The 22076-nt window shown below is 67.6% G+C and carries 14 protein-coding genes and 3 rRNA genes; 16 read left to right on the forward strand and 1 reads right to left on the reverse strand.

The window, feature by feature from the left end; all coding sequences use genetic code 11:
* Positions 1 to 123 precede the first annotated feature (123 nt).
* The 15 genes from argC (at position 124) to ACQP1K_RS11855 (ending at position 20636) form a co-directional block, all read left to right on the forward strand.
* Positions 124 to 1146, forward strand: a complete 1023-nt coding sequence (argC, locus tag ACQP1K_RS11785) for an N-acetyl-gamma-glutamyl-phosphate reductase (protein WP_433500918.1) — start codon at positions 124 to 126, stop codon at positions 1144 to 1146.
* A gap of 52 nt (positions 1147 to 1198) precedes the next feature.
* A complete protein-coding gene (gene argJ / locus ACQP1K_RS11790; protein ID WP_433500919.1) occupies positions 1199 to 2353 on the forward strand; it encodes a bifunctional glutamate N-acetyltransferase/amino-acid acetyltransferase ArgJ in 1155 nt (384 codons plus the stop codon).
* A complete protein-coding gene (gene argB / locus ACQP1K_RS11795; RefSeq protein WP_433500920.1) occupies positions 2350 to 3312 on the forward strand; it encodes an acetylglutamate kinase in 963 nt (320 codons plus the stop codon). The genes argJ and argB overlap by 4 nt, the downstream gene beginning before the upstream one ends.
* A 44-nt stretch (positions 3313 to 3356) precedes the next feature.
* A complete protein-coding gene (locus ACQP1K_RS11800; RefSeq protein WP_433501539.1) occupies positions 3357 to 4502 on the forward strand; it encodes an acetylornithine transaminase in 1146 nt (381 codons plus the stop codon).
* Positions 4495 to 5541, forward strand: coding sequence for an ornithine carbamoyltransferase (gene argF / locus ACQP1K_RS11805; protein ID WP_433500921.1), 1047 nt, complete (start codon positions 4495 to 4497; stop codon positions 5539 to 5541). Before ACQP1K_RS11800 ends, argF begins: the two co-directional genes overlap by 8 nt.
* Complete coding sequence (locus ACQP1K_RS11810) at positions 5538 to 6074, forward strand: arginine repressor (protein WP_433500922.1); 537 nt, start codon at positions 5538 to 5540, stop codon at positions 6072 to 6074. Before argF ends, ACQP1K_RS11810 begins: the two co-directional genes overlap by 4 nt.
* 136 nt (positions 6075 to 6210) lie before the next feature.
* On the forward strand, positions 6211 to 7404 hold the full coding sequence (locus ACQP1K_RS11815) for an argininosuccinate synthase (RefSeq protein WP_433500923.1): 1194 nt from the start codon (positions 6211 to 6213) through the stop codon (positions 7402 to 7404).
* A 186-nt stretch (positions 7405 to 7590) separates the two neighbouring features.
* On the forward strand, positions 7591 to 9000 hold the full coding sequence (gene argH / locus ACQP1K_RS11820) for an argininosuccinate lyase (protein WP_433501540.1): 1410 nt from the start codon (positions 7591 to 7593) through the stop codon (positions 8998 to 9000).
* Between the two features lie 42 nt (positions 9001 to 9042).
* Positions 9043 to 9747 (forward strand): DNA-3-methyladenine glycosylase, encoded by a 705-nt coding sequence (locus ACQP1K_RS11825; RefSeq protein WP_433501541.1) that lies wholly within the window; start codon positions 9043 to 9045, stop codon positions 9745 to 9747.
* 135 nt (positions 9748 to 9882) lie between these two features.
* A complete protein-coding gene (gene tyrS / locus ACQP1K_RS11830; protein ID WP_433500924.1) occupies positions 9883 to 11148 on the forward strand; it encodes a tyrosine--tRNA ligase in 1266 nt (421 codons plus the stop codon).
* A 598-nt stretch (positions 11149 to 11746) separates the two neighbouring features.
* Positions 11747 to 13267, forward strand: a 16S ribosomal RNA gene (locus ACQP1K_RS11835).
* Positions 13268 to 13855: 588 nt separating this feature from the next.
* Positions 13856 to 16966, forward strand: a 23S ribosomal RNA gene (locus ACQP1K_RS11840).
* Positions 16967 to 17089: 123 nt separating this feature from the next.
* Positions 17090 to 17206, forward strand: a 5S ribosomal RNA gene (gene rrf / locus ACQP1K_RS11845).
* Together the 16S, 23S and 5S rRNA genes form the textbook arrangement of a ribosomal RNA operon.
* Positions 17207 to 18093: 887 nt before the next feature.
* Positions 18094 to 18633 (forward strand): hypothetical protein, encoded by a 540-nt coding sequence (locus ACQP1K_RS11850; RefSeq protein ID WP_433500925.1) that lies wholly within the window; start codon positions 18094 to 18096, stop codon positions 18631 to 18633.
* Between the two features lie 809 nt (positions 18634 to 19442).
* Positions 19443 to 20636 (forward strand): hypothetical protein, encoded by a 1194-nt coding sequence (locus ACQP1K_RS11855; protein ID WP_433500926.1) that lies wholly within the window; start codon positions 19443 to 19445, stop codon positions 20634 to 20636.
* A gap of 83 nt (positions 20637 to 20719) precedes the next feature.
* Here ACQP1K_RS11855 and ACQP1K_RS11860 read toward each other — a convergent pair whose 3' ends face one another.
* Entirely contained in the window at positions 20720 to 21649 is a 930-nt protein-coding gene (locus ACQP1K_RS11860; RefSeq protein WP_433500927.1) for an MBL fold metallo-hydrolase, read from the reverse strand.
* A gap of 88 nt (positions 21650 to 21737) precedes the next feature.
* Here ACQP1K_RS11860 and ACQP1K_RS11865 point away from each other — a divergent pair, with 88 nt between their 5' ends.
* Positions 21738 to 22043 (forward strand): single-stranded DNA-binding protein, encoded by a 306-nt coding sequence (locus ACQP1K_RS11865; protein WP_433500928.1) that lies wholly within the window; start codon positions 21738 to 21740, stop codon positions 22041 to 22043.
* Positions 22044 to 22076 lie beyond the last annotated feature (33 nt).

Here is a 22076-nt window from a genome sequence, read left to right on the forward strand (position 1 = left end):
AGTTGTCCACTGCGCGAGATGGTGCTTGCATGATCATGCCTTCGGTTGCATACTTTCTAAGGAAGCAATTTCATGAGTCATGCTGCATAATCATGCAGGCAGGTCGATGGACAGGAGGACGGCATGAGAGCGGCGATCGCCGGTGCGAGCGGGTACGCGGGAGGCGAGCTGCTCCGGCTGCTGCTCGGCCACCCCACGATCGACATCGGCACGCTCACCGCCGGATCGAGCGCGGGGACCCGTCTCGGCACGCATCAACCCCATCTGCCCGAGCTGGCCGACCGGATCATCGAGGAGACCACGCCGGAGACGCTGAGCGGCCACGACGTCGTCTTCCTCGCGCTCCCGCACGGTCAGTCGGCGGCGCTGGCCGCCCGGCTCGGCGAGGACACGCTGATCGTCGACTGCGGCGCCGACTTCCGCCTCACCGACGCCGCGGACTGGGTGCACTTCTACGGCGGCGAGCACGCCGGCACCTGGCCGTACGGCCTGCCTGAGCTGCCCGGCCAGCGCGAGCCGCTGCGCGGCGCACGCAGGATCGCCGCGCCCGGCTGCTACCCGACCTCGGTGACGCTCGCGCTGTTCCCTGCGTTCGCGGCCGGCCTGGTGGAGCCCGACGTCGTCGCGGTCGCGGCCAGCGGCACCTCCGGCGCGGGCCGGTCCCTCAAGCCGAATCTGCTGGGCAGCGAGGTCATGGGCTCGGTCAGCGCGTACGGCGTGGGCGGCGTGCACCGGCACACACCGGAGATGGAGCAGAACCTGTCGGCGGTGGCCGGGCGGCCGGTCCGGGTCTCCTTCACCCCGACGCTCGCGCCGATGAGCCGCGGCATTCTCGCCACCTGCACGGCGCCGGCCGCGCCGGGCCTCACCGCGGCCACGCTCCGGGAGGCGTACGAGACGGCGGTGAAGGACGAGCCGTTCCTGCGCCTGCTGCCGGAGGGCGTCTGGCCCGCCACCGCGATGACGATCGGCGCCAACACGGCCGCGCTGCAGGTCACCCTCGACGAGCGGGCCGGCCGCGTCGTCGCCGTCGCCGCGATCGACAACCTCACCAAGGGCACGGCGGGCGGCGCGATCCAGAGCGCCAACCTCGCCCTCGGCCTTCCGGAAGAACTCGGCCTTCCCCTGAACGGAGTCGCCCCTTGATCACACCGAGCACGCCTGGCACACCAGGAACACGGCCAACCGAGGAGCAGCCATGAGCGTGACAGCACCGCAGGGGTTCCGCGCGGCCGGCGTGGCCGCCGGGATCAAGAGCGGCGGTGCCCGCGACCTCGCCATCGTCGTCAACGACGGCCCGTCGCGCGCCGCGGCCGGCGTCTTCACCCGCAACCGGGTCAAGGCGGCGCCCGTGGTGTGGTCGGAGCAGGTCCTGAGCGGCGGGCGGGTGCGTGCGGTGGTCCTCAACTCGGGCGGTGCCAACGCCTGCACCGGGCCGCTCGGCTTCCAGGACACCCATGCCACGGCGGAGAAGGCCGCCGGGGTTCTGGGCGACAGCGCCGCCGAGATCGCGGTCTGCTCCACGGGCCTGATCGGCGAGCGGCTGCCGATCGACGCGCTGCTGGCCGGGATCGACACGGCCGCGGCCCAGCTCTCGCGGGACGGCGCGCTGGCGGCCGCCGACGCGATCAGGACGACCGACACGGTCAGCAAGATCTCCTTCCGCCGGGGCGAGGGCGGTTACATGGTCGGCGGCATGGCCAAGGGCGCCGGCATGCTCGCCCCCGCCCTCGCGACCATGCTCTGCGTGATCACCACCGACGCCGACGTCGGCGCCGGGGACCTGGACGCGGTGCTGCGCGACGCCACCGCCGTGACGTTCGACCGGCTCGACACCGATGGCTGCATGTCGACGAACGACACCGTGCTGCTGCTGGCCAGCGGTGCGTCCGGGGTGCGGCCGGACCTCGCCGAGTTCGGCAAGGTCGTCACCGCGGTCTGCGCCGACCTCGCCCACCAGCTGCTGGTCGACGCCGAAGGCGCGACCAAGGCCATCGCGATAGAGGTGGTCGGGGCGGCCTCGGAGGACGACGCCGTGACCGTGGGCCGGGCGGTGGCCCGCTCCAACCTGCTCAAGTGCGCGATCCACGGGGAGGACCCCAACTGGGGCCGGGTGCTCAGCGCGGTCGGCACCACCGAGGCGGTCTTCGCGCCCGAGCGGCTCAACGTCGCGATCAACGGCATCTGGATCTGCCGTGGCGGCGCGGCCGGAGACGACCGTTCGAAGGTGGACCTGCGGCCCCGCGACGTGACCATCACCGTCGACCTGTCCGCCGGATCGCACTCCGCGACCGTCCACACGACGGATCTCACCGCGGCGTACGTCCACGAGAACTCGGCGTACTCGTCATGACGGCCGCACTCGACGGCGCCGGCGCACGGCTCGCCGGCGCGCTCGACAAGGCGTACACGCTGGTCGAGGCGCTGCCCTGGCTGGCGCGCTTCCACGGCGAGACCGTCGTCATCAAGTACGGCGGCAACGCCATGACCGAGGAGCACCTGCGCGCGAAGTTCGCCGCCGACGTGGTCTTCCTCAGGTACGCCGGGCTCAGGCCGGTGATCGTCCACGGCGGCGGCCCGCAGATCCAGGCCCACCTCGACCTGCTCGGGATCGACAGCCACTTCGTGTCCGGCCTGCGGGTCACCACGCCGGAGGCCATGCGGGTCGTCCGGATGGTCCTGGCCGGCCAGGTCAACCGGGACGTGGTCGGTCTGATCAACCGGCACGGGCCGTTCGCCGTCGGCATGTCCGGCGAGGACGCCCACCTGTTCACCGCCGAGCGCAAGCATGCCGTCGTCGACGGCGTCAAGGTCGATATCGGCCAGGTCGGCGAGATCGTCCGGGTGGACGCCGGAGCCGTACGGGCCCTGCTCGACGACGGCCGGATCCCGGTCGTCTCGTCGATCGCCCGGGCCGACCAGGGCCCGGCGGAAGACGGGGAGGGCGATGAGTACGGCGCCGACGTCTACAACGTCAACGCCGACACCGCCGCGGCCGCGCTGGCGGTCGCGCTCGGCGCGGCCAAGCTGATCATGCTGACCGACGTCGACGGCCTGTACGCCGACTGGCCCAGCAGTGACGAAGTGATCAGCAGGATCGGTGCGACGGAGCTGGCCGAGCTGCTGCCGTCGCTGTCCAGCGGCATGGTGCCGAAGATGGAGGCCTGCCTGACCGCCGTACGCGGCGGAGTGCCGCAGGCACACGTCCTCGACGGGCGGGTGGCCCATGCGCTGCTTTTGGAGATCTTCACGGACCAGGGCATCGGCACGATGGTGGTGCCCGACGACGAGAGCGAGGAGGGGGTCAGGTGAGTACGCGTACGGAGGTGCTGAGCGAGCGCTTCGAAGCGGCGTTCATGCGCAACTACGGCGTGCCGCCCGTGGCGATCGCCCGGGGTGAGGGAAGCGCCGTGTGGGACGTCGACGGCCGCCGCTACCTCGACTTCATCGGCGGCATCGCGGTCACCTCGCTCGGCCACGGCCATCCGGCCCTGGTCGAGGCGGTCTCGCGCCAGGTCGCCACCGTCGCCCACACCTCGAACCTGTTCCTGCACGAGCCCGAGGTGCTGCTCGCCGAGCGGCTGATCGGCCTGCTGGGCGGGCCGGCCAGGGTGTTCCTCGCGAACTCCGGCACCGAGGCCAACGAGGCGGCGCTGAAGCTCGCCATCAAGTACGGCAAGGCGCGCGGCAAAAGCCATTTCGTCGCCGCCGAGATGGGCTTCCACGGCCGGACCCTCGGTGCGCTCGCGCTCACCGGCAAGGCCTCGATCCGCGACCCGTTCGGGCCGTTCTCGATCGACGTGCGCTTCGTGCCGTACGGCGACGCGGACGCGCTGAAGAACGCGGTGACCGGCGACTGCGCCGCGGTGTTCCTGGAGCCGACCCAGGGCGAGGCCGGGGTCGTGCCGCCGCCGGACGGATATCTCGCGGCGGCCCGGGAGATCTGCTCGGCGGCCGGCGCGCTGCTCGTCGCCGATGAGATCCAGTCGGCCATCGGGCGGACCGGCAGATGGTTCGCCCACCAGGCGGAGGGCGTGCTGCCCGACGTGCTGACACTGGCCAAGGGCCTCGGCGGCGGCATGCCGATCGGCGCCTGCATCGGCTTCGGCGAGGCTGCCACGGTCTTCGGGCCGGGCGATCACGGGTCGACCTTCGGCGGCAACCCGGTGTCGTGCGCCGCCGCGCTCGCCGTGCTCGACACGATCGAGCGCGACGGGCTGCTGGAGCACGCCGAGGCCATGGGACGGCGGCTCGCCGACGGGATCTCGGCCATCTCGCACCCGCTGCTGAAGGGGGTCAGGGGCCGCGGGCTCTGGCTTGCCGCCGTGCTGACCTCCGGCCGGGCCGCCCGGGTGCAGGCGGCGGCGCAGGAGGCCGGTTTCCTGGTCAACGCGGTGCAGCCCGATGCCGTACGGCTCGCGCCTCCGCTGGTCGTCACCGACGCCGAGGTGTCGAGCTTCCTCGACTCCTTCCCCGCAATCCTGGAGGCCGCAGATGCCTGAGGTGCCGATCGGACAGGGCGCGGACCCGGCGCGGACGGGGCAGGGCGCGGACCCGGCGCGGACGGAGCAGGGCGCGGACCCGGCGCAAATTAGACACTTCCTGCGGGATGACGACCTGTCGCCGGCGGAGCAGGCACGGGTGCTCGATCTCGCCGAGGAGATGAAGAAGGAGCGCGTCGCCACGCGGGGCGGGCGCAGCCGCTACCGGCCGTTCGAGGGCCCGCGGACGGTGGCCGTGCTGTTCGACAAGGCCTCCACGCGCACCCGGCTCTCGTTCGGCGTCGGCATCGCCGAGCTCGGCGGCCGGCCGCTGGTGATGGAGGTCGGCTCCTCGCAGATGGGGCGGGGAGAGCCGATCGAGGACACCGCCCGTGTGCTGTCGCGCCAGGTGGCGGCGATCGTCTGGCGGACCGGGGGACAGGAGCGCATCGAGGCGATGGCGTCGGCGTCCTCGGTCCCGGTGGTGAACGCGCTGACCGACGAGTTCCACCCCTGCCAGGTGCTGGCCGACCTGCTCACGATCCGCGAGCACCGGGGCGCCCTGCGCGGGGTGTCCCTGGCCTATCTGGGGGACGGGGCGAACAACATGGCCCACTCCTACCTGCTGGGCGGGGCCACCGCCGGCATGCACGTGCGGATCGGGGCTCCGGCCGGATACCTCCCGGACGCCGTCGTGGTGCAGCGTGCCGCGCGGATCGCGGCGGAGACGGGCGGCTCGGTCAGCGTGATCAGCGACCCGGAGGCGGCGGTCGCCGACGCCCACGTCGTCGCGACCGACACCTGGGTGTCGATGGGCCAGGACGGCAAGGAGGAGCGGATCGCCGCTTTCGGCGCCTACCAGGTGAACGCGAAGCTGCTCGAACTGGCCGCGCAGGACGTGATCGTGCTGCACTGCCTGCCCGCCTACCGGGAAATGGAGATCACCGCCGAAGTGATCGACGGCCCGCGCAGCGTGGTCTGGGACGAGGCGGAGAACCGGCTGCACGCGCAGAAGGCCCTGCTCCACTGGCTCGCCACGGGCGGTGTGGAGGCAACATGACCATCCCGCTCACCAAGGCGGCGCGGCACGCGCGCATCGTCGAGCTGCTGACCAGGCACAAGGTCCGTTCCCAGCCGGAGCTGGCCCGGCTGCTCGCCGAGGGGGGCGTGGAGGTCACGCAGGCCACGCTCTCCCGGGATCTCGACGAGCTCGGCGCGCTGAAGCTGCGGGCGGACGACGGCACGCTGGTCTACGCACTGCCCGGCGAGGGCGGCGGGCGGATCCCGCGCTACCGGACCGGTGAGCTCAGTGGGTCGGCGGAGAATCCGGACGCCCGGCTGCGCAGGATCGCGGAGGAACTGCTGGTGTCGGCCGAGGCGTCGGCCAACCTGGTGATCCTCCGTACGCCTCCGGGGGCGGCGCAGTTCCTCGCCTCCGCCATCGACCACGCCGGATGGGGGTCTATCCTCGGCACGGTGGCCGGCGACGACACGATCCTGGTGATCAGCCGGGATCCCCTCGGGGGTGGGGCCCTGGCCAGGTCGCTGCTCAACCTGGCCGACCCGGCCACCCCCCGCCACCCCCCGCCGTGATCTTGTAAATACTCGCAGCGGGCCCCGCCGACCTGCGGATCGGCTGTCCGTGATCTTGCACTTTTTCGCGGAAACCCGCGTCACCTGCGCGAACACAGTTCGTGATCTTGCAATTGCACTGGGAAAAGAGAAACTCATGAGCGACAGGGTCGTACTCGCCTACTCCGGTGGCCTCGACACGAGCGTGGCCATCCCGTTCCTGGCCGAGAAGACCGGCGCGGAGGTCGTGGCCGTCGCCGTCGACGTGGGCCAGGGCGGCGAGAACATGGACGTGATCCGGCAGCGGGCACTCGACTGCGGCGCGGTCGAGTCGGTCGTGGTGGACGCCCGTGAGGAGTTCGCGCGGGACTACTGCGTGCCAGCCCTGCAGGCGAACGCGCTCTACATGGACCGCTATCCGCTGGTCAGCGCACTGTCGCGGCCGCTGATCGTCAAGCATCTCGCCGCGGCCGCCGGGGAGTTCGGCGGCACGCACGTCTCGCACGGCTGCACCGGCAAGGGCAACGACCAGGTGCGGTTCGAGGCCGGCCTGGCCGCGCTCAACCCCGATCTGAAGGTCATCGCCCCGGCCCGCGACTACGCCTGGACCCGCGACAAGGCCATCGCCTTCGCCGAGGAGAAGGGCCTGCCGATCGACGTCACCAAGAGATCTCCGTACTCGATCGACCAGAATCTCTGGGGCCGCGCCGTCGAGACCGGCTTCCTCGAGGACATCTGGAACGGCCCGGTCGAGGACGTCTACGACTACACCTCCGACCCCGCCGTGCCGCGCGAGCCCGACGAGGTCGTGATCGCCTTCGCGCGGGGCGTCCCGGTGGCGCTCGACGGGCGGGCGCTGTCGCCGTACGAGATCATCGCCGAGCTCAACCGGCGGGCCGGGGCGCAGGGCGTCGGGCGGCTCGACATGGTCGAGGACCGGCTCGTCGGCATCAAGTCGCGCGAGGTGTACGAGGCGCCGGCGGCGATCGCGCTGATCACGGCCCACATGGAGCTGGAGAACGTCACGGTCGAGCGCGACCTCGCCCGGTTCAAGCGGTCGGTCGACCAGCGGTGGGGCGAGCTCGTCTACGACGGCCTGTGGTTCTCGCCGCTCAAGCGGGCCCTGGACGCCTTCATCGCCGATGCCCAGCGCCACGTGTCCGGCGAGATCCGGCTCGTGCTGCACGGCGGCCGCGCGGTGGTCACCGGCCGCAGGTCCGACGACTCGCTGTACGACTTCTCGCTCGCCACCTACGACACCGGCGACGCCTTCGACCAGTCGCTGGCCAAGGGATTCGTCGAGCTCTGGTCGCTGCCCAGTAAGATCGCCGCCGCGAGGGACGCGCGCTAGCCGGATCACTCGCGGATCGTCGGTACGCCCCGGTTCCAAATGCGGAGCTGGGGCGTACGCGCGGGGCTGGGGCGCACCTCGCTAATGTCGCGGATGAGTTCCTCGGGAAAGGGACATGAGGGGCGAGCGGATCCGGGGCTTTTCTATCGATATCGGAGGGAGAAGACGGTGGCGGACAACAAGCCGATGCGGCTGTGGGGCGGCAGATTCGAGGGGGGTCCCTCGGACGCGCTCACGCGCCTGTCGGTGAGCGTGCAGTTCGACTGGCGGCTCGCGCCGTACGACCTGCTCGCCTCGCGCGCGCACGCCCGGGTGCTGCACCGCGCCGGGCTCCTCACGCAGGATGAGCTCGACCGCATGCTCGGCGCGCTCGACGACCTGGAACGGGCGTGCCGGACCGGGGAGTTCCGCCCCACGGTCGCCGACGAGGACGTGCACACCGCGCTGGAACGCGGCCTGCTCGAACGGCTCGGCACACTCGGCGGCAAACTACGCGCGGGGCGCAGCCGCAACGACCAGATCGCCACCGACCTGCGGCTCTACCTGCGCGACCACGTCCGTACGATCGTCTCCCGGCTGGTCGAGCTGGAGACCGCGCTGATCGGCCAGGCCGAGGAGAACGCCGAGACCGCCGCACCGGGCATGACCCACCTGCAGCACGCGCAGCCGGTGTCGTTCGGTCACCAGCTGCTCGCCCACGCCCACGCGCTGACCAGGGACGTGGGCCGCCTCCGCGACTGGGACCGGCGGGCCGCCGTTTCGCCGCTCGGCTCCGGCGCACTCGCGGGGTCCTCGCTGCCGCTCGACCCCGCCGCGGTGGCGGCCGAGCTCGGCTTCGACTCCGCCGCGCCCAACTCGATGGACGCGGTCGCCGATCGCGACTTCGCCGCAGAGTTCCTGTTCTGCGCCGCCATGATCGGGGTGCACATCTCCCGGCTCGGCGAGGAGCTGGTCCTGTGGGCCTCGCAGGAGTTCCGCTGGATCGAGGTGGACGACGCCTACTCCACCGGCTCGTCGATCATGCCGCAGAAGAAGAACCCCGACGTGGCCGAGCTGGCCAGGGGCAAGAGCGGCCGGCTGATCGGAGCGCTGATGTCCCTGCTGACCACGCTGAAGGGCCTGCCGCTGACCTACAACCGGGACCTCCAGGAGGACAAGGAGCCGGTTTTCGACGCCGTCGACACGCTGCTGCTCGTGCTGCCGGCGGTGGCGGGGATGGTGTCGACGATGCGGGTGAACAAGGCCAAGCTGGAGGCGAGCGCCCCCGACGGGTTCGCGCTCGCCACCGACCTCGCCGAGCTGCTGGTGCGCCGGGGCGTTCCCTTCCGGGACGCGCACGAGGCGGTGGGTCATCTCGTGGTGTGGTGCCAGGTCAACGACAAGGACCTCGGCGAGCTGACCGACGAGGAGCTGGCGAAGGTCTCCCCGCACTTCGCGCCGGGGCCGGACGGTAGTGTCCGGGACGTGCTGAACGTGCCGGGCGCCCTCGCCGCGCGTGCCGCCAGGGGCGGTACCGCACCCGATCGCGTCCGGGACCAGATCGCCACGCTGCGCGAGACGGTCGACGATCAGGCGGCCTGGGCGAACGAGAACTGAGAAGAGGGAGAGTTGGACGGGCGAGGAGCGGACACGGCGGGACTGGACACGCACCGGCCGGGTGCGGACGAGCCGGAGGAGCGATGTGACAGCGGTGGCCTCGCCGGCCGTCCGCTCGACCGGGACTTCTTCGACCGTCCCTCCCACGAGGTCGCGCCCGACCTGCTGGGCCGTGTGATCGCCCACGGGCCCGTGGCCGTACGGCTGACCGAGGTCGAGGCGTACGGCGGCCCCGGGCAGGACCCGGCGGCGCACACCTATCGGGGGCGCACGCCACGCAACTCGGTCATGTTCGGCGAACCCGGCCATGTGTATGTGTACTTCACGTACGGCATGCACTTCTGCGCGAACCTCGTCTGCCTGCCCGAGGGTTCCGGCTCCGCCGTGCTGATGCGGGCCGGCGAGGTGATCGCGGGCGTCGGCGCGGCCCGCTCCCGTCGCCTCGCCGGTGCGAACGGATCATCCTCCGGCCGTCCCGGGCGGACCATCCCCGACCGCGATCTGGCGAGGGGACCGGCACGGCTCGGGGTGGCGCTCGGCCTGGTACGGGAGCACAACGGCCTCGACTGCTGCTCGCCGGGCGGACGGATCCGGGTGTACGAAGGCGTGCCGGTCGACCCGTCGCTGATCAGGACCGGACCCCGTACGGGGGTTTCGGCCGCGGCCGAGACCCCCTGGCGGTTCTGGATCGACGGCGACCCCACGGTGTCGCCCTATCGCCCGCACGTACGGCGGCGCCGGACCTAGCCGATCAACGTCCGGCGAAAGCCGCCGGGCATGCAGCGGGCCTCGGCCATAACCGAGTGGCGATAGGGTTTCCTGGTCAGGCAGGCTCGTACGGGGGCGAAAGCCGTACATCATCGATTAGCGAAAGCCAGGACAGTGACAGACATCCTCGATGAGCTCGAATGGCGCGACGTCACCGCGCAGACCACCGATGCCGACGCACTGCGGAAGGCACTGGCCGAGGGTCCGATCACGGTCTATGCGGGCTTCGACCCCACCGCGCCGTCGCTCCACGTGGGCAACCTGGCCACGCTGCTGATCCTCACCCGCTTCCAGCGGGCCGGCCACCGGCCGATCGGCCTCGTCGGCGGCGCGACCGGCCTCATCGGCGACCCCAGCGGGCGCAGCACCGAGCGCGCGCTGAACTCCGAGGACGTCGTGGCCGAGTGGGTCGCGCGGATCCGGAGGCAGGTCGAGAGGTTCCTGTCGTTCGAGGAGGGCCCGGCGTCCGCGTCCCTGGTGAGCAACCTGGACTGGACCGCCGAGCTGTCGGCCATCGATTTCCTGCGTGACGTCGGCAAGCACTTCCCGGTCAACCGGATGCTGGCGAGGGAATCGGTCGCGGCCAGGCTGGGCGGGGAGGGACTGAGCTACACCGAGTTCAGCTACCAGATCCTCCAGGCCAACGACTACCTGGAGCTGTACCGCCGGCACGGCTGCACGCTGCAGGTCGGCGGCAGCGACCAGTGGGGGAACATCACCGCCGGTGTCGACCTGATCCGGCGCGTCGAGAGCGCACACGTCCACGCCTACACCGGAAAGCTGATCACCAAGGCGGACGGCACCAAGTTCGGCAAGACCGCCGGCGGTGCGGTCTGGCTCGACCCCGCCCTCACGTCGCCGTACGCGTTCTACCAGTACTGGCTGAACTCCGACGATCGGGACGTGACCCGCTTCCTGAAGGTCTTCACCTTCCGGACCCGGGAGGAGATCGACGAGCTGGAGAAGGCGGTGGCCGACCGCCCAGCGGCCAGGCAGGCGCAGCGCGCCCTGGCCGAGGATCTGACCAGCCTGGTGCACGGTGAGGACGAGCTGGCACGTGTCATCGCCGCCTCGCGGGCGCTGTTCGGCCAGGGCTCACTCGCCGAGCTCGACGCCCGGACCATCGAGTCCGCGCTGGCCGAGGTCCCGAAGGCCGCCGTACCGGCCCTGGGCGCGACGTACGTCGACCTGCTGACCGAGAGCGGCCTGGTCGAGTCGAAGTCGGCGGCGCGGCGTGCGGTCAAGGAGGGCGGCGCCTACCTCAACAACGTGAAGATCACGGATGAGGAGTACGTACCGACTTCCGACGACCTGCTCCACGGCCGCTACCTCGTGCTCAGGCGCGGCAAGAGGACCATCGGCGGCGTGGAGGTCGGCTGACCCCGTCCGGCCCTGCCCTCGCCTTCGGACGCCGGCGGGGGTGGGGCCGTGTTGTGTGCGCGGTTGGTGTCCAGCTCTGGTAATCTTGTTGAGCCGGGTGATCCGGCGGATCTCTCTCCCGGTCGTTTCGACGGGGTGTGGTTCGTCCGGGTATGGTCTCGGTGCCTCCTCTTCTTTTCGGATCTTGGGTTCGCTGCGGTTTGCGTGGTGGGGTCGGGCCGGGTAAGTTAGAGGGGTTGCCCCGGAAGGGGTGGTCGGAATTCCCGCCGGGTGGCGGGGGTGATGTCAAGCGGGTTTGGCCGGGTTGCCGGTGGGGCTGGTTTGACAGGATCCTCCGGGACTGGCGAGAATAGATGACACAAAGTGAAGCTGATGTAACGCCCCGGATCCTGGGTCTGCCTGACGGCTGGTCTGGGTGGTGGTGTACGCGTCCGTTTCTTGAGAACTCAACAGTGTGCTAAAAGCCAGTGCATTTTGATGCATTACCCCGTTCTCGCGCGCCCTCTTTTTGTGGGTGTGTGGGGGACGGATTCCTTTGATCGGCATCCACTGCTGTTTCGGTGGTGGTGGGTGTTGGCTGGGGTTTCTTTTCAGACATTGTTTGGAGAGTTTGATCCTGGCTCAGGACGAACGCTGGCGGCGTGCTTAACACATGCAAGTCGAGCGGAAAGGCCCTTCGGGGTACTCGAGCGGCGAACGGGTGAGTAACACGTGAGTAACCTGCCCCTGACTCTGGGATAAGCCTGGGAAACCGGGTCTAATACTGGATATGACCACTCCGGGCATCTGGTGGTGGTGGAAAGTTTTTCGGTTGGGGATGGGCTCGCGGCCTATCAGCTTGTTGGTGGGGTGATGGCCTACCAAGGCGACGACGGGTAGCCGGCCTGAGAGGGCGACCGGCCACACTGGGACTGAGACACGGCCCAGACTCCTACGGGAGGCAGCAGTGGGGAATATTGCGCAATGGGCGGAAGCCTGACGCAGCGACGCCGCGTGGGGGATGACGGCCTTCGGGTTGTAAACCTCTTTCGGCAGGGACGAAGTTGACGTGTACCTGTGGAAGAAGCGCCGGCTAACTACGTGCCAGCAGCCGCGGTAATACGTAGGGCGCAAGCGTTGTCCGGAATTATTGGGCGTAAAGAGCTCGTAGGTGGCTTGTCGCGTCTGCCGTGAAAGCCCGTGGCTTAACTACGGGTCTGCGGTGGATACGGGCAGGCTAGAGGCTGGTAGGGGCAAGTGGAATTCCTGGTGTAGCGGTGAAATGCGCAGATATCAGGAGGAACACCGGTGGCGAAGGCGGCTTGCTGGGCCAGTTCTGACGCTGAGGAGCGAAAGCGTGGGGAGCGAACAGGATTAGATACCCTGGTAGTCCACGCTGTAAACGTTGGGCGCTAGGTGTGGGGGTCTTCCATGGTTCCTGTGCCGTAGCTAACGCATTAAGCGCCCCGCCTGGGGAGTACGGCCGCAAGGCTAAAACTCAAAGGAATTGACGGGGGCCCGCACAAGCGGCGGAGCATGTTGCTTAATTCGACGCAACGCGAAGAACCTTACCAAGGTTTGACATACATCGGACGCGCTCGGAGACGGGTGTTCCTTTCGGGGCCGGTGTACAGGTGGTGCATGGCTGTCGTCAGCTCGTGTCGTGAGATGTTGGGTTAAGTCCCGCAACGAGCGCAACCCTTGTTCCATGTTGCCAGCGGCGGCTTCGGCCGGCCGGGGACTCATGGGAGACTGCCGGGGTCAACTCGGAGGAAGGTGGGGATGACGTCAAGTCATCATGCCCCTTATGTCTTGGGCTGCAAACATGCTACAATGGTCGGTACAGAGGGCTGCTAACCCGTGAGGGGGAGCGAATCCCTAAAAGCCGGTCTCAGTTCGGATTGGGGTCTGCAACTCGACCCCATGAAGTCGGAGTCGCTAGTAATCGCAGATCAGCAATGCTGCGGTGAATACGTTCCCGGGCCTTGTACACACCGCCCGTCACGTCACGAAAGTCGGCAACACCCGAAGCCCGTGGCCCAACCCGTTTGGGGGGGAGCGGTCGAAGGTGGGGCTGGCGATTGGGACGAAGTCGTAACAAGGTAGCCGTACCGGAAGGTGCGGCTGGATCACCTCCTTTCTAAGGAGCATGTGGCCGGCTCGTGGCATCTGTTCTTTTCTGCCTTCGTGGTGGGAGTGGACGGGGTGTTGGGGGTTTGGTCTAGTGTCGCTGCGGTCACCGGCGTGTGTTCGGTGCGTGGCGTGCTGCTTAGTGGAGCACTGGTTAGTCAGCTGGTCGTGGTTGCCGGTTCGGTGAGTACCGCCGTGGTTTCTGTCTCTTCATTCGTGTGGGGGTGGGGGTTGCGGAGTGGGAAAGGCGGGGTTCGGGGTCAGGGCTGGTTGGGCACACTGTTGGGTCCTGAGGGAACGGCTGTGTTCTGCTCTGGGCGTCGTGGGATGTTCTGTCCTTTCGCGTTGTGCGTGTGTGTGTTGCACGCTTTCGTGTGGGGTGGGGGGTTTCGCGGGTGTTCGGGGTGGGGGGTTTTTCCTTCGTGCGGGGCTGGTCTCCTGCCATACCGGCTTGGGGCTTGCTTGTGGGTTGTGGTCTTGTGCTCGTTGGGGTGCGGGGTTGCGGCTTGTGGGTGGGTTTCGGGTGTTTGGTGGTGGGGTGGGCTGGTTTTTCTGGTTGTTGTTTGTGAATTGCATAGTGGACGCGAGCATCTTTTGTGGCCAAGTTGTTTAGGGCACACGGTGGATGCCTTGGCATCAGGAGCCGATGAAGGACGTGGGAGGCTGCGTTAAGCCTCGGGGAGTCGCCAACCAGACGTTGATCCGGGGATGTCCGAATGGGGAAACCTAGCACCAGTCATGTGGTGTTGCCGCCGTCTGAATGTATAGGGCGGTTGGTGGTGACGCGGGGAAGTGAAACATCTCAGTACCCGTAGGAGAAGAAAACAATAGTGATTCCGTGAGTAGTGGTGAGCGAAAGCGGAGGAGGCTAAACCGTGCGCGTGTGATAGCCGGCGGGCGTTGCGTGTGCGGGGTTGTGGGAGCTTCTGGAGGAGACCGCTGTCTTCTCAAGCAGTGATAAATCGGTGTGGTAGTCGAACGTTCTGGGATGGGCGGCCGGAGACCGTGAAAGCCGGGTAGGTGAAATCATGCCGACTGCTGGGGGTTGTCCCGAGTAGCACGGGGCTCGAGGAATCCTGTGTGAATCTGCCAGGACCACCTGGTAAGCCTAAATACTTCCTGATGACCGATAGTGCACGAGTACCGTGAGGGAAAGGTGAAAAGCGCCCCGGTGAGGGGTTGTGAAATAGTACCTGAAACCGTGTGCCTACAAGCCGTGGGAGCGTACACAGGGTTCGCCTTGTGTGTGATGTGACTGCGTGCCTTTTGAAGAATGAGCCTGCGAGTCGTGGTGTGTGGCGAGGTTAACCCGGGTGGGGGAGCCGTAGCGAAAGCGAGTCTGAATAGGGCGTTTGAGTCGCATGCTGTGGACCCGAAGCGGAGTGATCTACGCATGGGCAGGGTGAAGCTCAGGTAAGACTGGGTGGAGGCCCGAACCCACCAGGGTTGAAAACCTGGGGGATGATCTGTGTGTAGGGGTGAAAGGCCAATCAAACTCCGTGATAGCTGGTTCTCCCCGAAATGCATTTAGGTGCAGCGTTGCGTGGTGCTTGCCGGAGGTAGGGCTCTGGTTGGCTGATGGGCCCGACAAGGTTACTGACGTCAGCCAAACTTCGAATGCCGGTAAGTTGAGCGTGGCAGTGAGACTGCGGGGGATAAGCTCCGTGGTCGAGAGGGAAACAGCCCAGATCGTCGACTAAGGCCCCTAAGCGTGTGCTGAGTGGGAAAGGATGTGGAGTCGCAGTGACAACCAGGAGGTTGGCTTAGAAGCAGCCATCCTTGAAAGAGTGCGTAATAGCTCACTGGTCAAGTGATTTTGCGCCGATAATGTAGCGGGGCTCAAGCATACCGCCGAAGTCGCGGCACCTGTGACTGGACGTTGTTCTGGTTGTGGGTGGGTAGGGGAGCGTCGTGCGTCCGGTGAAGCTGTCGAGTGATCGGTGGTGGAGGGTGCGCGAGTGAGAATGCAGGCATGAGTAGCGAGTCAGAAGTGAGAAACTTCTGCGCCGGATGACCAAGGGTTCCTGGGGCAGGTTGATCCGCCCAGGGTTAGTCGGGGCCTAAGGCGAGGCCGACAGGCGTAGTCGATGGATGACGGGTTGATATTCCCGTACCCGCTGTGGTGCGCCCATACTGAACCTGGTGATACTAAGAGTCCTTAGCCCCCTGTTGCCTTCGGGTGGCGGGTGAGGGTGAACGCTCGGCCTGAGCTGGTAGTAGGTAAGCGATGGGGTGACGCAGGAAGGTAGCCCATCCCGGGCGGTGGTTGTCCCGGGGTAAGCATGTAGGGCGAGGGGTAGGTAAATCCGCTCCTCATGTGCCTGAGGTGTGATGCCGAGCCGATTGTGGTGAAGTGGGTGATCCTATGCTGTCGAGAAAAGCCTCTAGTGAGTGCTGTGGCGGCCCGTACCCTAAACCGACTCAGGTGGTCAGGTAGAGAATACCGAGGCGGTCGGGTGAACTGTGGTTAAGGAACTCGGCAAATTGCCCCCGTAACTTCGGGAGAAGGGGGGCCTCTGCTGGTGATCGACTGTGCGTTGTGAGCTGGTGGGGGTCGCAGTGGCCAGGGGGAAGCGACTGTTTACTAAAAACACAGGTCCGTGCGAAGTCGTAAGACGATGTATACGGACTGACGCCTGCCCGGTGCCGGAACGTTAAGGGGACTGCTTAGCACTCTTCGGGGTGCGAAGGTGAGAACTTAAGCGCCGGTAAACGGCGGTGGTAACTATAACCATCCTAAGGTAGCGAAATTCCTTGTCGGGTAAGTTCCGACCTGCACGAATGGCGTAACGACTTCCCCGCTGTCTCAACCACAGGCCCGGTGAAATTGCAGTACGAGTAAAGATGCTCGTTTCGCGCAGCAGGACGGAAAGACCCCGGGACCTTCACTGCAGCTTGACATTGGTGTTTGGGGCGGCTTGTGTAGGATAGGTGGGAGACGGTGAAGCGGTGACGCTAGTTGTCGTGGAGTCATTGGTGAAATACCACTCTGGTCGTTTTGGATGTCTAACCCGCGCCCGTGGATCCGGGTGGGGGACAGTGTCTGGTGGGTAGTTTAACTGGGGCGGTTGCCTCCTAAAGGGTAACGGAGGCGCCCAAAGGTTCCCTCAGCCTGGTTGGTAATCAGGTGGTGAGTGTAAGTGCACAAGGGGGCTTGACTGTGAGACTGACGGGTCGAGCAGGAGCGAAAGCTGGGACTAGTGATCCGGCATCGGCGTGTGGAAGCGGTGTCGCTCAACGGCTAAAAGGTACCCCGGGGATAACAGGCTGATCTTCCCCAAGAGTCCATATCGACGGGATGGTTTGGCACCTCGATGTCGGCTCGTCGCATCCTGGGGCTGGAGTAGGTCCCAAGGGTTGGGCTGTTCGCCCATTAAAGCGGTACGCGAGCTGGGTTTAGAACGTCGCGAGACAGTTCGGTCCCTATCCGCTGCGCGCGCAGGAGACTTGTGAGGGGCTGTCCCTAGTACGAGAGGACCGGGACGGACGAACCTCTGGTGTGCCAGTTGTTCCGCCAGGAGCATGGCTGGTTGGCTACGTTCGGTAGGGATAACCGCTGAAAGCATCTAAGCGGGAAGCTTGCCTTTAGATGAGGTCTCCCACCCGTTTGGGGTAAGGCCCCCTGTAGATGATGGGGTTGATAGGCTGGGAGTGGAAGCGCGGTAACGTGTGGAGCTGACCGGTACTAATAGGCCGAGGACTTGACCACAAGACTTTTCGGTGTTTGCGTCCACTGTGTGATTTTCGAGCAGCAACCGGACCGTGCCCGCGTGCGTGGCCCTCTTTGTGTGGGGTCGGTGTGTGGGGTTGGTGGTTGGCTGTTTGGTAGGGTTACGGCGGTTTTAGCGGTTGGGAAACACCCGGTTACATTCCGAACCCGGTAGTTAAGCCTTCCAGCGCCGATGGTACTGCATCCGTGGGGGTGTGGGAGAGTAGGTCGCCGCCGGACAATTGTTGTGTGCGGGCCGTCCTTTTGTGGGGCGGCCTGCACGCGTTTCCGGGCTTTGTGCGTGTGTGTGTTCGGGGGGTGGTGTGGCCCCCCGTTTTTTGTTTGTGCCGGGTGTGGGTTGGGAGGCCGTGGGTGCCTCCCTTTTTTTGTTTGTGGCCGGGGGTTCGTGGGGGTCGGTTCGTGTTGGCCGGGGGGCGGTGCTGTGGCGCGTCCGTGGTGTGGGTGGGGGCGGGTGGGTGTTCCGGCCGGCGTAAGACCGTGCCGGGACCACCGCGCCCGGGGAGGCCGGAGGCCTCTGCCGCCAGGGCGTGACTGTCAGGCCGGCCGGAACAGCTGCCCGTCCCTGCCCGCACCTGTCAGGGCACTCGGCCCCGGACACCCACCACATCAAACCCCGGTACCACCACATCAGACTCCTTCACCCGACCACCCGTCCTGCTACCGCACCCTGATCTCGCTGCTGTCGAGCCCCGGCCACAGGGCTGGGGTGCAGGTCGATACGTGAAATAGGCCGATCTGGAAACTGCAGGTCGAGGCGGGAAACCGGAGATCGGTCGTGGTTATCGCCACCACCGGCCGCGCTATCGGTGGGTGGGATGGGATAATCGAGTCGGCTTACGTACTGCCGCCGGCGCGTTAGGCTGGAAGGACCGGGCCGCCCACCACGGGTGGCCTTCTTCGCGTCAGGTAGAGAGCGAGAAGCTACGACGCGAACGTGGTCTGAGTGACCACGATCACAACTGGTCTTCCTGGAAAGCCGCCGGTATCGGACTTCTCCCCTACACAGAGCACCGGGAAGAGCCCAGAACCCGCGAACAGGAACTCGAATGCAGAGCCGTACGCGGTGAGCGAGCAACAGAGGATAGAAGTGAACAGAGAAGACGGCCGTGACGGCGCGGGCCGTGGCGAGAACGAACGCCCAGACAACCGCGGAGAGGGCAGGTACCGAGCCGGAGATGCCGGTGCCTTTCGCGGAAGTGGTCGCGCTGGTGGAGGAAGCAGGGGCGAGGGAGGACGCTACGGCGAGCGGCGGCACGGGTCTGCCCAGAACTTCGGAGACCGTGACAAACGTGGTGAGCGCGGAGACCGAGGCGATCGTCCGTTCCGGGATGACAGAGGCGGCCCACGTGACCGGGATTCTCGCTTCGGTGGCGGGGGGTATGGCTCGCGAAACCGCGATGAACGGGGCGGTAGGGGCTTTGGTGAGCGCGGTTCGTACCGCAACGGCAACGATTACCGCGACCGCGACCGGGATCGCGACAGGGATCGCGGCCGGGATCAGAACGATCGCGGCCCTCGTGCCTCTCGCCCCGATGCCCGCGGTGGCTTCGGCGGCCGCTACCAGGGTGATCGCCGCAGAGAAGGCGGATTCGACGATCGTCGTGAGCGTGGATCGTGGAGCCGGGGCGACGCGGCTGAGGGGATGAGCGGCGGCCGCCGCTCGTACGGTGATCGAGACACCTCGCGAGGCGGTTACGGTCGTGACCGGAGCGGCCGAGCTGACGGTGGTGACCGTGGTGGCAGGCCGTTCCGGCCTGGCGATCGCGATGACCGCGGACGTGATGACCGCGGACGTAGGGACACCCGGCCCGGTTCTCCTGGTGGCAGGCAAGGAGGTCGCCGCGAAGACTCCGGCCGGGAGGGCCGGGGTTACCGCGATCGTGAGTGGGATCGCGACCGGCCGGCGGAGCGTCGGGGCGGCGGTGGCTTCGGGGGCCGGTACGGCGTCCGTGACCGCGATCGTGACCGTGACCGTGATGGGCGTGGTGGTCGTCCGTACGAGGGCCGCTATGACCGAGACGAGGCGGGCCGCCGCCCGTTCCGCGACCGTCGCTTGGAGTCGGAGGGCCGCCACGAGGCGGCCGGTGGGCGTTCTGAGCGCCCGCAACGCACCTACGGTGACCGGGACTCCTACCGTGATCGGGACAGCCGGCCATCGGGTGACCGGGGTGGATCGCGCGGGAGGTACGGCTCCCGTGATCGTGACGAGAGGACCGGTCGAGACGCTGGTTCTTTCCGGGATCGTCCGGAAAGGCGGCCTGGGCGGGACCAAGGCGACCGGCCCTTCGGTGGGCGTGACCGTGACCGCGGCAGTGACAGGCCTTCCGGTGACCGGTCGCGTTCTTTCAGTCGTGACGACAGGGACCGGTCGCGTTCTTTCAGTCGTGACGACAGGGACCGGCCACGTCCTTTCAGCCGTGACGACCGAGGAGCCGGCGACTCCGAGCACCGTGAGGTGCTGCCCGAGCTGGAAGCCGACATCACGCCGGAGGAACTCGACCGGGAGGCCCGGGCGGAGTTGCGCTCACTGCCGAACGATCTGGCCGATCTGGTGGCCAGTCACCTTGTCGCGGTGACGCGTGCGCTGAGCGCGGACGACCCCGAGCGGGCTTACGAGCATGCGAAGGTGGCCCGGCGCTTCGCCACCAGGATCGGTATGGTCCGGGAGGTCAGCGGTATAGCCGCCTATCGGGCGGGGCAGTACGCCGAGGCGCTCAACGACCTCCGGGCGGCGCGCAGGCTGACGGGGACCGATGAGTACCTGCCGGTGATGGCGGACTGCGAACGTGGACTCGGCCGTCCGGAGCGGGCGCTGGACCTGATCCGTTCGCAGGAGGCCGATCGGCTGGATCGTGCGGGCAGGATCGAGCTCGCGATCGTCGAGTCCGGGGTCCGGCGTGATCTCGGTCAGCACGACGCGGCGGTGGTCACGCTTCAGCGCGTGCCCGAGCTGCGTGACCCGCAGCCGAAGCCGTGGTCGGCACGGCTGGCCTTCGCGTACGCGGATGCTTTGGCCGAGGCCGGGCACGAGACCGCGGCGGTCGACTGGTTCGCCCGGTCGATGGCCTTCGACGAGGACGGCGAGACCGACGCCGCCGAGCGCTACGCCGAGCTGACCGGCGCCGCGATCGAGGACCTCGAAGAGGACTTCGAAGAGGGCGTCGAGCCGGACGTGGATCTGGACGTCCTGGTCGAAATGGTCGGCGGACCGGCCGCGGCGGACGCGGACACCGAATCTGAGCCGGCCGACCCGGACCCCGGGCAGCGGACCGGTACGGACGCCGCATCGGCGGACGATCTCGTCGCGGACACCGGGGATGACGCCGCGGAGGGGGCGGAGCGCACCCTCCCGGCCGGAGCGGCCGATCCGACCGATAGCACTAGCGAGGCCGCTACCGAGGCGTCGGCTGCGGTCGCCGCCGACGCCCCTGCCGATGCCCCGGCCGATAAGAAGGAGCCCAGGCAGGACGCCTCCGCGTACGGTCCCGCGTTCATCGAGCCCGACTTCGGCGATGTGCTCGACGACATCGAGGAGCCGGACGACCTCAAGGAGCCGGACGACCTTAAGAAGACGGACGTCGACGAGACGGAGCCCGTTCCGGGTGACGTGCTCGACGACCCCGCTGGGCGGGGCAAGCCGCGGGAGTGATCACATGACGTACGGCAGGGCGGCGCTCGCGACGATTCACGATGTCGGGCGCCGCCCTGCGGCCGTGCCGTGCCTCTGGGGGATCACGCGTCCGGTATGCGGTCCAGCCAGTGCAGGATGCCGGCGACGTTGGACGGCGCTCCGCTGAGCAGTTCGAACTGCTCGGCGGTCGGGTCGTCGTTTCGCAGCGCCGTGTAACGCTCACGGGTCCGGTCGCGGACCATGGCGACGGCGTGGTCGAGGTCGAGGCCCTCCGTCCGGGCCTGCCGGGTGAGGTCCACCCAGACCCGGAGTTCCTCCGCCGAGCGTTCCAGGATCTCGGTCACCTCGTCCACCGGTCCGTAATGGCTGAACAGCAGCCGCTGCGGTCCCAGCGCCTGGAACAGGGCGATCGAGTCGAGCGCGATGTCCAGATCGAAGTCCGGCGGCGGGGTGGCGGGCCGCAGATCACCGGTCTCCGGCAGGTAGACGCCTGCGGCGTCGCCGACGTACAGATCGCCGGTCAGGGAGTCGAGCAGGCCGACGTGGTGCTTGGCGTGGCCGGGGGAGTAGTGGCTCGACAGGGTCCGGCCGTTGCCCAGGTCGATGCTGCCGGTGTCTCCCAGCGCCCGGATCCGTGCGGCGTCGGTGGGTGCGAGCGCGCCGAACAGCACGTCGAGTTTGTCCCCCCACACCATCTTGGCGCTGGACATCAGACGCGACGGGTCGGCGAGGTGCCGGGCGCCCTTCTCGTGTACCACGATCTCGGCCGAGGGGTAGTAATCGGCGATGTCGCCCACCCCGCCCGCGTGGTCGAGGTGGATGTGCGTGACCACGACGGTGGCCAGGTCGCCGGGTCCGACCCCGAGAGAGGACAGCGCGTCCCTGACGATGGGCGCCGACGTCGACGTGCCGGTCTCGACCAGGCACGGACGGTCGCCCAGGATCAGGTATCCGGCCGTGATGCCCGAATAACCCGCCATGCGAGTGTCGATCTCGTAGACGTCGCCGCCGAGCGGTCTCACGTTGTCCATGTCCACCCCATAATCCACAGAACGGCATTCGGCGCCTCGGAGAGCCAGCCTAACCAGCGACAGTGACCCCGGAAAGGAAGGGGATCGCATGCATCGCAACGAGGTGGTGCTGGTCGGCAGGCTGTCGATGGAGCCGGTCCATCGGGATCTGCCGAGCGGCGGCGTGCTCACACAGTGGCGCCTGGCCGTCCGCCGGCCCGCCGGCCATGCCGGCCGCCAGTGCTCCGACGCGGTCGAATGCGCCACATTCGACGATCGTGTGCGCGACATGCTCGGCGGGTGGCGTCTCGACGACGTCGTCGAGGTCGAGGGCGCACTGCGCCGCCGCTGGTGGCGGGGCGGCAGCCGCTACGAGGTCGAGGTCGGTACGGCCCGCCGCATCGAGGAGGGATGAGGTCCATGACGCCGTGGACCCGCAGACGAGGAC

The sequence above is a fragment of the Sphaerimonospora sp. CA-214678 genome, assembly GCF_050942215.1.
Lineage (GTDB): Bacteria > Actinomycetota > Actinomycetes > Streptosporangiales > Streptosporangiaceae > Sphaerimonospora.